The organism is Actinomycetota bacterium (genome assembly GCA_040755895.1).
Taxonomy (GTDB): domain Bacteria; phylum Actinomycetota; class Aquicultoria; order Subteraquimicrobiales; family Subteraquimicrobiaceae; genus Subteraquimicrobium.
Genome location: JBFMAG010000132.1, coordinates 1 through 9419, shown reverse-complemented (window position 1 = coordinate 9419; position 9419 = coordinate 1). Strand labels below are relative to the sequence as shown.

General features: G+C 44.2%; 14 protein-coding genes. 5 read left to right on the top strand and 9 right to left on the bottom strand.

Translation table 11 applies throughout. The features are described 5' to 3' along the window. Nucleotides 1-981 (top strand): molybdopterin dinucleotide binding domain-containing protein (locus tag AB1466_06195; GenBank protein MEW6189673.1); only part of this gene is annotated, 981 nt, incomplete at its 5' end. 16 nt (nucleotides 982-997) lie between these two features. After that, nucleotides 998-1897, top strand: coding sequence for a hypothetical protein (locus AB1466_06190; protein ID MEW6189672.1), 900 nt, complete (start codon nucleotides 998-1000; stop codon nucleotides 1895-1897). A gap of 224 nt (nucleotides 1898-2121) precedes the next feature. Here the strand turns inward: AB1466_06190 and AB1466_06185 are convergent, their stop codons facing one another. From AB1466_06185 to AB1466_06165, 5 genes are all read right to left on the bottom strand, one after another. Continuing rightward, complete coding sequence (locus AB1466_06185) at nucleotides 2122-2298, bottom strand: type II toxin-antitoxin system HicB family antitoxin (GenBank protein ID MEW6189671.1); 177 nt, start codon at nucleotides 2296-2298, stop codon at nucleotides 2122-2124. 19 nt (nucleotides 2299-2317) lie between these two features. Then, a complete protein-coding gene (locus AB1466_06180) occupies nucleotides 2318-2650 on the bottom strand; it encodes a nucleotidyltransferase domain-containing protein (protein ID MEW6189670.1) in 333 nt (110 codons plus the stop codon). Next, nucleotides 2623-3021 (bottom strand): HEPN domain-containing protein, encoded by a 399-nt coding sequence (locus AB1466_06175; GenBank protein MEW6189669.1) that lies wholly within the window; start codon nucleotides 3019-3021, stop codon nucleotides 2623-2625. Before AB1466_06175 ends, AB1466_06180 begins: the two co-directional genes overlap by 28 nt. A 363-nt stretch (nucleotides 3022-3384) precedes the next feature. Next, on the bottom strand, nucleotides 3385-3639 hold the full coding sequence (locus AB1466_06170; protein MEW6189668.1) for a hypothetical protein: 255 nt from the start codon (nucleotides 3637-3639) through the stop codon (nucleotides 3385-3387). Beyond that, the gene (locus AB1466_06165; protein ID MEW6189667.1) at nucleotides 3636-3887 is read right to left on the bottom strand and encodes an AbrB/MazE/SpoVT family DNA-binding domain-containing protein; all 252 of its coding nucleotides are present in this window, start codon (nucleotides 3885-3887) and stop codon (nucleotides 3636-3638) included. The genes AB1466_06170 and AB1466_06165 overlap by 4 nt, the downstream gene beginning before the upstream one ends. A 258-nt stretch (nucleotides 3888-4145) precedes the next feature. Here AB1466_06165 and AB1466_06160 point away from each other — a divergent pair, with 258 nt between their 5' ends. After that, nucleotides 4146-5231 (top strand): DMT family transporter, encoded by a 1086-nt coding sequence (locus AB1466_06160; GenBank protein MEW6189666.1) that lies wholly within the window; start codon nucleotides 4146-4148, stop codon nucleotides 5229-5231. A gap of 153 nt (nucleotides 5232-5384) precedes the next feature. On the opposite strand, the gene AB1466_06155 is transcribed toward AB1466_06160, so the two are convergent. Further along, nucleotides 5385-5771 (bottom strand): PIN domain nuclease, encoded by a 387-nt coding sequence (locus AB1466_06155; protein MEW6189665.1) that lies wholly within the window; start codon nucleotides 5769-5771, stop codon nucleotides 5385-5387. Next, a complete protein-coding gene (locus tag AB1466_06150) occupies nucleotides 5768-5968 on the bottom strand; it encodes a type II toxin-antitoxin system VapB family antitoxin (protein ID MEW6189664.1) in 201 nt (66 codons plus the stop codon). The genes AB1466_06155 and AB1466_06150 overlap by 4 nt, the downstream gene beginning before the upstream one ends. A gap of 237 nt (nucleotides 5969-6205) precedes the next feature. On the opposite strand from AB1466_06150, the gene AB1466_06145 reads away from it, so the two are divergent. Together AB1466_06145 and AB1466_06140 are read left to right on the top strand one after the other, a co-directional pair. Continuing rightward, nucleotides 6206-7597 (top strand): ATP-binding protein, encoded by a 1392-nt coding sequence (locus AB1466_06145; protein MEW6189663.1) that lies wholly within the window; start codon nucleotides 6206-6208, stop codon nucleotides 7595-7597. A 1-nt stretch (nucleotide 7598) separates the two neighbouring features. Beyond that, nucleotides 7599-8264, top strand: a complete 666-nt coding sequence (locus AB1466_06140; protein MEW6189662.1) for a response regulator transcription factor — start codon at nucleotides 7599-7601, stop codon at nucleotides 8262-8264. A gap of 169 nt (nucleotides 8265-8433) precedes the next feature. Here AB1466_06140 and AB1466_06135 read toward each other — a convergent pair whose 3' ends face one another. After that, complete coding sequence (locus AB1466_06135) at nucleotides 8434-8874, bottom strand: hypothetical protein (GenBank protein MEW6189661.1); 441 nt, start codon at nucleotides 8872-8874, stop codon at nucleotides 8434-8436. Next, nucleotides 8871-9176 (bottom strand): ribbon-helix-helix domain-containing protein, encoded by a 306-nt coding sequence (locus AB1466_06130; GenBank protein ID MEW6189660.1) that lies wholly within the window; start codon nucleotides 9174-9176, stop codon nucleotides 8871-8873. The genes AB1466_06135 and AB1466_06130 overlap by 4 nt, the downstream gene beginning before the upstream one ends. Nucleotides 9177-9419: the final 243 nt, after the last annotated feature.

The window sequence follows — 9419 nt, the reverse complement described above, 5'->3', positions numbered from 1 at the left end:
ACACTCGCGGAGCCGGATGGTAGGACACCCAAACACTGGGAGCCCTGGGAGACCCCACGCGTGGAATTCCTTGGTTGGAAGATTCGCGTCTTTAGCACCATCGGATTTAATGCTGGTGATTCGGTCATGGTGGGTCAAGGTCTCCCCACCGCTGAGACGAGGACGGTGGGTGGTGTTATCGGTGATTGCATCTACCTCACTACACAGTTAGATAACGACCATGCTGCCGGTGAAACAGTGTACAATAATACAACCCTGGCTTCCACCACTCTACTGGATCCGGTGAAGTTGTACAAACCCGTTGGGTTTGCCCCCGTATATCCAAGTAACTGGGCGGATACCGCCGTTGAGGTTGCGGAGTTCCCATTGGTTCTCACCACTTTCCGCCAGACTGAGCACTGGCACAGCGGACAGATGACCAGGAATCTGCCCTGGCTGTCTGAATTGGTGCCAAAGCCCATAATCCAGATCAACTCCGTAGATGCCGCTGACTACGGCATCGTCTCCGGCGACAATGTGGGAATCATGTCCATGAGAACCGCCGTTAAAACCAGCTTAACGGTTGCCGCTGTTGCTGGCACCAACATTCTTACGGTCGCATCTACCACTGGTTTCGCGGCTGGAGATGAGATTTTGATCAATGCCGGACAACCCAACCAGGAGAAGAAGACGATCGCTCCTGGAGGCGTTGGAGTCAACACGCTCACTCTCACCACCAATCTAGCTTTCAACCATGCGGTGGGTGAATCTGTATTGGATCTGGATCAGGGCTTGGTTGGACCCTTCGTCGCCGAAGTGGGTACTGGTCTGCAGTCCAACCAGAGGGTTGGAAAGGGCACCGTAGCCATACCACTTCACTGGGCTGAGAAGGGAGCCAACGCATCCACTGCAGTTACCAACAAGCTCACCATCAACGCCTTGGATGCGAATGCAAAGATGCCGGAGACGAAGGCTTGTCTCTGCAGGATAAAGAAGCTGTAAGGAGGTGGGATGAGAGATGGCATTAGCGGTAATTCAACTGATCGATAGATGTGTCAAGTGTCGTGGTTGCATGGTAGCCTGTCAGCGCAACTGGGGTGGAGAGAAAGTGAACACAACAATTGACCCAGCGGGCAATGGTTCGGCGCCTCCAGATTTAGATGCTAAAGGTATAGCTGAAAAAATCGAATCCGACGACGTCACGGTGGTCAAGCCTCAACTGGCTGTGGACAATCCACCATTCATCAAATACAACTGCTGGCACTGTGCTGATCCACCCTGCGTGAAGCAGTGCCCTAGGGGTGCCATCACGAAGATGGCTGACGGGTCCGTCCACATCAAGCAATTTCCACGCCCGGGTTTTCCTGCTGATACGCAATATTGTGACCCCCTCGATATCAGATGCACTTTCCAATGTGCAACGCAGTGTGCCCGAGGTGGATATCCCAAGATCAGTCGGGGCGATGGCGCCAACCTTAAGGCGTATAAATGCGATCTGTGCTGGGGTATCCGTGATGGAGAAGCCGGTTTTGAAGACGCCTTGCAATCTAGACGAGTCCCAGGCAATGCGAGCATGTGGTTGGCAAATCCCACTAGTTACAGTGCTGCTGGTAGTCCAAACGTACCAGCTTGCGTGCAGGCTTGTCCCAACAGAGCCCTTCTATTCGGCTTAAAGGACGAGGTTGCAGCCCTGGCGGCAACGTACCGATATCATCAAGGAGATGGCAGCTTCTACTGGGCTAGCATGTCACAGTTCGGTCCTCCCACCACCGATCCTTACATTGAGGATCACGCGGTTCCCATGTTCCAGAAGCTTCTGGCTAGTCCTGCGGGCAAGCTGCTGGTCGTACCAACGCTCATAGTGAGTGGACTCTACGGATTGTACCAGAGACGCTTGGCTCTCCAAAGCAACAAATAGTAGTAGGGCGGGGGCTCGTCCCCCGCAAAGATAGGAATGTAGGGGCGGGGATAAACCCCGCCCATACATTCTTTTTGGGTTAGACCTCCTCACATAGCTTTACCTGCTGATTCATTTCCTTATTTTTAAAAACCAATTAGCGACATTCGATGAGCAACCTTAAATCGATGAGCGATGTTCAACTAGCAACTTTCGATGGGAGAACAAGAAATAAAATCTCCCCATCAAGCAGCCACCGAAATCTTAATGACGCTAATAATTTCATCAACATCTTCAGGAATTGGCTCGTTATCTCTTTTCAAGCTTTCTATGTAACACTGAATTGCCTCAGTGATATTTGCCTTTGCCTCTTCGAAAGTTTCCCCTTGAGAGTGGCAGCCACGTAAAGCAGGACAGTATATTTCATCTCTCCCTCCTAGCTTATTTTCCGTAAATAACTTTGCCTTTGCTTTTTATTTCGGAGAGAAAATCTAATGGGGATACGTGTTGATACTCCTCTTCGGTGAAGCCGAGCGCTTCAATGGCTGTAGTCTTTGCTCGCCAGGCAATTTTGCCCAGAAAAACTAACCTTTCAAAGTTACTCATATCTTTGAAATCATCCGAGATTATAGCCAAGTCGATATCGCTCCACTTATTTGCTTTGCCACTTACTTGAGAGCCAAACATGATCACGCGCTTAATTGAAATTTCCTTTGCAACTTCTTCAAGGAACGTGTTCACTATATTTAAAGTTTGAGTGCTTGCTTTAGCCATTGATATGCCTCCTCAGTTTTTCGATATATCTTATACGCCTCTTTTTCGCTGGAAATATTCACAGCTTCTTTATATGCTGGATAGCGAGTGGCAATATAATATTTGTCGATCTCTATTATACTATTCAAAATATCATCAGGCGGATATAATTTGAGAATCGAACACAATCTTTCAAGTTTGTGAATAAAGGGAGGAATTTTGCCCTCCCTTTTAACATATCCAGCTTTAAGACATTTTTCCAAAGCTTGTTGACAGATAAAAGCACACCATGTGAAATGTCCCGCCTCAAGAAGCGTTTTTGCGGTTGCTAAATCCTCTGCTGATTTTTCTAGCCAATGCTTAACTGCAAGTTCTGAGGTATATTCGTCCATAGAAAACCCTTTAGTTGGAACAATACTCCATTAACAAGTAATTCTGCTCACTATCGCTTAACAACCTAGCATAAAGTGAAAAAATTGGCAATCTCCTTCATTCCTTCGTAGGAAGCCCAGTGATAGCGCGCCTGCCTGCCGGTAGGCAGGGGAGTTCATCTCCCGCATTCTATGGGCGGGGATAAACCCCGACCCTACATCGAATTCAAATGATATTTAACGGACCTAAAGGTCTGTTGCTACATTTGGATTTTGGCGTATTTCTGAAGCGAGATTCATCCGAGGAAAATTTAATTAACCTATTGAAGATAATAACTAAAGTAGCTAAAAGAGACGAAAGCACCTACAAAAGACTTCGATAATTTATTCTGGCGGAAAAAATAAGATTATGACGAAACTGATGGTATCATCCTCAAAGGTGAAGATAATCCTATCTTTTATTCCCACACGAATTTCCCAAAAATTTCCTCTCAGTTGTTTCAAGCCAAGTCTGGGTCTTCGCTGAGCACCTTCAAAGAAATCGATAAGACTACTAATGGCTTTGGTTGCCCTTTTCTGCCTTTCCTTGGTAAGCTTTTTGAATGTTCGATCGAAGGAGGGTTTATATTCGTACCTCACCAAGCTAGCCCTTCAAGATGTTTCTTGGCTTCAGTGGCTGTTTTGTAGACCCTTCCCCTTTCACGGGCTAGTTTCTCCAGTTTTTCCCACTCTTCATCGGTGAACTTGTCTTCGACAATCTTGGGAGTGAGAATAATACGGTTCCCATCATCGGTGATCTCGAAGTAATCGCCAGGTTTCAAGCCGATGCGTTTTAAGATATCCTTTGGGATGGTGATTGTATTCCTTTCGCTTAAACGTCTAACCATTTCTATACCTTCTTTTTCCGAATTTAAGAATATCAGAATAACAGAAAAACCACTAACTTGCTTTTACCTTCAACCACATAGATGACTCGATAATCGCCGATACGAAGCCTCGATTTATCGAGGTGTGGCAATCTCAATGTTTGGGATTGCTTCGTCGCTTCGTCCTCGCAATGACTAACTCGTGTAGAAACAGGTCTTTAGACCTTCGCTCATCGCTCGTCAAAAATCGATTAAATTTGGGTGGGAATATACATAATTATGTTAACAAATAAATGGGACTTGTCAATTAAGCTTGCATCCTACATCCCACATCCTGTATCATGCATCCTGTATCCTCTTTCTTGGGGCTCGAAGCTAATAGACCTAAAGGTCTGTTTCTACATTTGGGGAGGGATTCATCTGAAAACCAGAGACCTTGCAAAAGCCATTGCCCTACTTACAACCTTCATTCTCACTTGGGCGCTTTCCTTCCTATTAACCATCATCGGACTCGATTCCATTCCCAAGGCAACTTTCATTGCCTCAAGATTCTTCATAGCCACCGTCTTTCTCGTGGCACTAATCGGTAGCAGTCGCCTATCTCAACGCGAATTTATCAAAAACATCCGATCGCTCATGGTTGATCGCTCATCGCTGATCAACTTTTTAAGTGCCAGTTTCGCTGGAGTAACCCTTGCTCAGCTTTTCCAAGTCATCGAGAGGTACTCATACGCTCCTCCAGCTTCCGATGTTTGCTTTTTACTCAATACCGCTCCCATTTTTATCTTCATTTTTTCTTTCTTTCTCCTCTACGAGAGAATCAATTTCAGGAAGATAGTCGGTGCCTCTGCATCCTTTTTGGGCATGATTTGCATCGTGGCAAATTGGGAAAGACCAAGCACCTTTTCTCCTTTCACCAGGTTTTCTAATCTTGAGATTTGGATCCTTCTCGCAGCAGTCCTTTGGGCGATATTTACCGTCATGGGGAAGAAGATCATCGCCAAATACGACCCTCTGACCGCAACCACCGTGACCATCACTTTGGGGACAATTCCCTTGATCCCTTTTGCCTTGTACAGGGAAGGAACGGCTTTTTTGAGGATTCCCACGGGCGGTTGGATGCTCATCTTGATTCTCGGTGTGGTCTGCTCAGCTATTTCTTATCTCTTGTGGTATCAGGCTTTAAGTTTGGTTGAAGCATCAAAAGCTGGTTCTTTCCTGTTTATCACACCCGTATTTCTCACCTTCCTCATAGAGATCGAGAAGAGAATCGGCTTATGGGGTATCTGCCCGATGGTCGTGACCCCGGTGATTGTGGGATCAATCCTGGTGCTTGTGGGGATCTTCATAATCTGGCTCAGTTAAGCTCAAAGCCCCAAGCTCAAAGCAGATCTTATTCCTGGGAGGAAGCAAAAGAAGAGATCATAAAGGGACATATTAAGGAGTAAACCGGAGCTTAAAATGAAGTCACTTGATACCAATATCATTCTTTATGCCGAGGGGAATTGTGTGCTTAATTTAATCATAAAGCGTCAGTTTTCTATGCTGGGACACCAAATAAAAGTGCTGGTCCGTTGTGAAAAGAGGGGTTTTGTTTTGAATTGCTGTAGCCGCGATTGTGGCATCGAGAGTGGGTATGGTTATTCCCTTTGCTCTTAAGTCTCGATAAATTTCCGCAGCCAAGATGTGAGTACTTTTATCGGTTTCTACGAAAGGAAATTTGGTCAGTCTTTCTTTAACCTTATCATAGTCTTTTTTGTCTTTCACACCTTGAAGAACTTCCTGTAAGATTATGCTACAGATACAAGCTTGATTGCTCTCTCTTATGAGGAATTCTAATTTTTCTACCTGCTCTGTTCGCCCCAGGAAAAAGTCTATCCAGACGGAAGTATCGACCAAAATCAAAATCGGTCTCTCCTCATCTCCTCTAAATTACCTTCCCATTTTACTTTCCCCTTGAGTTCGAGGATTTTTTCGATTTCCTTTTGGCGAACCAATCTTTCTAAGGCGTAATTAACGATGTCAACTTTTTTGGTCATCTTGGTAAGTTTCTTGGCTTTTTCAAGCAATTCATCTTTGATATCGATTACTGTTCGAGACATTTGATTGCCACCTCTTTTTGATATTGATTTTACACAAATAGGATATAAAAAGTCAAATAATTTTATATCAATCTTTTTCCGTAGCAGGTCTTTAGCACCCCCAAGTTCCCTCTCTTTGATAGGAGAGGCATTTACAATTTCCTCCCACTTAAAGCTTAAAGAGCAGGAATTTTTAAGTCTTTGTCGAATTAATTCATAAAGCTGGCTGTTAAGAAGAAAGCTTAAGGCGGAATCCAAATGAGGAGAATTCTGGGGAGGGGTATTTTAGAATACCTACGCAAGCCAGCCAATCTAATTACCGCACAAAAACTACTCCAAAATAACACCGAAAAGCAAAAGATAGAAATCTGGGAAGATGCAGCCTCTGCATTCATGGCTCTACTTATGATAATGCTGGGAATCATCATGATCGGCGACATTCTCCTGTTCAGAAGAATTCCCGGCGAGGAGTACTTTCTGGCATCTTTATATACCTTAATATTCGCCGTCGTTTTTAATGCTTCAAATCCCATACGAGAGAAATTTATCTCTAAAAAAATAAACTCCACCGTTTCCCTCTTTGTTAATCTAGCTATCGTCACATTGTTGATGAATTTCACCGGAGGTTTAAAATCCGAGTTCTATATAGCTTATTTTCTGATCCCCACGATAGCTGCTCTATGCTTTGGCTTGAGAGGGATGTTAATCGCTCTTGCTCTCATCTTCCTTTCGCTTTTCTGGTTCTTCATTAAAGAACCCTATCAGCCTCTCTTAGGTGAGCAGCTCTTATTTCGAGTCCTCCTCCTCATTCTGGTCTCGGTACCCTTCCTGTTATTGGTTGAGCGGGAGAAGAAATATCGACGGTCGCTTGAGACTTCCTCTCGAGAGTTAGAGCAAGCCCTAAGTGAATTAAAGCAAACTCAAGCGGAGTTGGTACATTCCGCTAAGCTGGCAGCTTTGGGTCGGTTGGGTGCCGGCATTGCCCATGAGTTAGATCAACCCCTGGCAAGCATCGGGCTTTATGCCCAGATGATTCTATCCAGACTTGAGAGGAACAGTTCCCTTCGAGAGGATCTAAGCATAATAAATGAGCAGACCGATAGGATGCGTCAGATCGTCAAAAGTTTAAAAAATCTTTCTCGCCAATCTAAGTTGCAACGTATCCCCATCGATGTAACCAAGCCAATTGAAGATGCATTGCGACTTCTCCTCCGAGAGTTTAAGATTCATAACATAAGGGTGATTAAAGATTTTAACGATAATCTGCCCGAGATTGCCGCCGATGAGGATCAATTGCAACAGGTATTCTTGAACATCCTTTCCAATGCCCAGGATGCTCTCGATGCCGTTGAAGGCAAGGATAAGGAAGTGAAAATCCAAGTTAGACCCGTAAACAGTGGACAGTTTGTGGAAATCACCGTCGCCGATAATGGATGTGGAATACCTGAAGAAGTTAAAGATAGGATATTCGACCCATTCTTCTCCACCAAGTCTTCACAAGGAGGTTTGGGACTAGGGTTATCGATCACCTCAAGGATTATTCGGGATCACGATGGTTCTTTGAATATCGAAAGCCAAGAGGGAAAAGGAACAATAGTGAAAATTTTACTCCCCGTTCTTAGGAGAAGCTCTAAGCTTCAAGGGGATTGAGATGGAGAAAATTAGAGTTCTCATAGTTGATGATCATACGGTATTCAGACAAGGCTTGTGCAAGCTGTTGGAGGCAGAGGAAGATATTTGCGTCATCGGTGAGGCATCCGATGGCTCTGAGGCAATCGAGATGGTGAAAAATCTTGGTCCGGACATTGTTTTAATGGACATCGAGATGCCCAACGTCGATGGCATTAAAGCAACCACTGAGATAAAGGAAATGTATCCAAATACAGAGGTCGTTGCCCTCACCGCCTATGAGGATGACGAGCATCTCTTCAAAGCCATCCGAGCTGGGTCAACTGGATATATTTCAAAACATAGCTCCGCCGATGAAATCGTGGAAGCCATTAAGACGGTCTCCCGTGGCGAAAGCATGATAACTCCCAGTCTTTCCCGAAGAATTTTGAAAAAGTTTACAAGCTTATCCAAGATGAGCAAATCCCATCGAGACTTACTTTGGAGTGACCTTACCAAAAGGGAGATTGAGATTTTGAAGTTGCTTTGCGAAGGGAAAACGAATAGTCAGATTGCCGAAATCTTGTTCATAAGTGAAAGGACCGTCAAAAACCATATCTATAATATCTATCAAAAGCTTCAATGCAACACCCGCACTGAAGCCATGCTCAAAGGTATAAAACTGGGACTCCTCGACCTCGACGAATAACCCTGGGCGAAAACTAGGCATGGAAAAGACATCCCCAAAGGAACTTTCAGGATAATGCTTAGACAAGCCGGGATAAAATCCGAAAAAGAGTTCAGAGAAATACTAAAGGTCTCCAGTAATCACTTGAGGAAGCTAACCAATCCAAATGCTCTTCCCGAAAACTTGTCTTCTACAGAAAGTCAAGCGGTGTTAGTGCTTCAATACTTAATTTATTTTTAAAATGGGCGGCATTCCAAGAAACAAATTTATCAAGAACTTTAGAATTCTGTTCAACCACTGAAATGATTAAAGCGTCGCCAAAACATAATTTTCTTCCAATAATGGGAAGAAGCTCAGAAACTAAAAAACAGACACGCTCTCCATCCCCTCTGGGGAAAAGAATTCGTATATTATATCTATCACGAAATCCGGCAAAGAGCTCAAGGAGACGTTCTGGTGTCAGATTAAAAGATAGAATTCCACAGACTTCTAGTACATTATATATAGATGTATAGCCTTTTAATTTTCCCCCTCGCACTTGATCGAGGAATTTATTATTCTCATGAAATCTGTCATCCCTTGGATATCTGAGATCGCGCACGAAAACGTCTGAGTCAATTAAGATTCTCATTCTTTCCACTCCCGCTTTCGGGTAGCACTCATGGCTTCAGCCAGCGTCTTCCACTTGGGTGCCTTTTTGCAAAGTTCCTCATCAATACGCCGCCAATCCACCTGAACTGGAACACGTTTATTATCCCGAAGAGCTTCGCTAACCTCTTTTACCAATTCTCGACACAACCTCTCTTCACGAAGAAGAACAAGCTCTATCCCTTTTCTCACTAATGAACTTCGTGAGACCCCCTGCTCTTTTGCTACAGCTTCTAGTTTCTTAAGAAGTTGCTCATCGATCTTTATACTTAAAGTTACGCTCACAGACCCTCACTCCAGTGATACCTTTTTATCGATATTGTATTACTAAATCCTTCCTTTGTCAAAAGCGAATTGCGAGTCTTGTTTCTGAATCATTTCGATTTTTACCTGGGGCAACAGGCGCTTTTCGCTCATCGTTAGTCGCTCGTCGGTTTCTAGTACTTTATTCCCAGAAAAATGAGAAACAAACTCCATTTAAATGGAGGCTTCTCTGTTTGATAATAAAATAAAGAAAAAATCTTCAAT